Source organism: Pontibacterium sp. (assembly GCF_041587635.1).
In the GTDB taxonomy this organism is placed as follows: Bacteria; Pseudomonadota; Gammaproteobacteria; order Pseudomonadales; family Balneatricaceae; genus Pontibacterium.
Window position 1 is genome coordinate 1 of sequence record NZ_JBFGYC010000747.1, and the last position, 1,196, is coordinate 1,196.

The 1,196-nt window shown below is 48.7% G+C and carries 1 protein-coding gene; it reads right to left on the reverse strand.

The features are described from left to right. Positions 1 to 1,196 (reverse strand): insulinase family protein (locus ABYW01_RS21385; protein ID WP_372836635.1); only part of this gene is annotated, 1,196 nt, incomplete at both ends.

Genomic DNA, 1,196 nt, shown 5'->3' on the forward strand with positions numbered 1-1,196 from the left:
CGGTCAGATACCATCTGGGTGTAAAGCGCCGTCATGATGGCGTGTTCTACGCTGCTATTCGCATTGGGTGTGGCGACCGAGAAGAAGGTATCCGCTTTTGGTGTATTGAATTCGGTGTCTTGCAGGTGCCACAGGCGCATACCGTTTCGCTCAAATACGACCTCGGGTCGGCTAATTTCCGCGTCATCAGTATTCGCTTTTACGACCATTTCATCGGCCATAAATGGGTTTCGGCTGCGGACATTCAGGTCAGCAATAGCGGCAGGGTTTTGCCAGTTTTCCAGCTGATCGGCGTGTAACGCATCAACCCGATAGCCTGTATTGTACCAGGGGTCTATCCGATCAGTTTGCACGTCGGGAGATTGGGTTGTCACCAGCATATTGTTTGGCGAAATCTGATCAAGATAGGATTTGATCTGTTTGACGTCGAAACGCTCCATAACATAAGGGGCGTCGAACACGTGCTCGACGGGGAATCGTTGCATCATCGCTGCAAGGTGGCTGACTTCCTTCATTGGTGTTGTGCCCTGATGAAATCGGAACTCAGCATCTCTCAATCGTCTTTGTTCCTGATAGAGCGACAGTTGTATACCGTCGCGACGAATCAGATCCATATACGAAAAGAATGCTTCAATCACTTTTTGCTGCTGTTTAAGGCCCGCATCAGTTAATTCAATTTTTACCTTAAATGCGGCCTGATCTTTCAGATCGATACCGGTCGAGGTTGATAGGCTGTTGGCATAGCCTTGCTCCTTCAAATAAGCCAATAAACTGCCATGGCCTTCATAGCCAACAAGGTCAGAGATATAGAGCAGCGGTTTTTCCTGCCAGGAATCCCGCACGCTTTCAACCGGGAAGGTGAGTGCGAGCGTGTTGTTGTCCTTAAGCGACTTAATACTCAGATGGGCGGGTAGTGTGCCGGTTTCAAACAAAGGCGCGTCGACGTTGATGGGTTCAGCTTCTTTGTTTGGAATAGCACTGAATAACTTTTCCACCATCTGCTTGAGTTCTGGGATCGATTCTTTGCCTTCTACCACCAGTGTCATCAGGTTAGAGGAGTAATACTGATCATAAAACTCCACGAGGTCTGTGCGTACATCCCCCCCCAATGTTTTTATTGTACCCACGTCAAAGTGACTAAAACTATGGGAAGGGTTCATCACCTGTTTGGTCACTGCGTAAGAGCGACGTCGGTC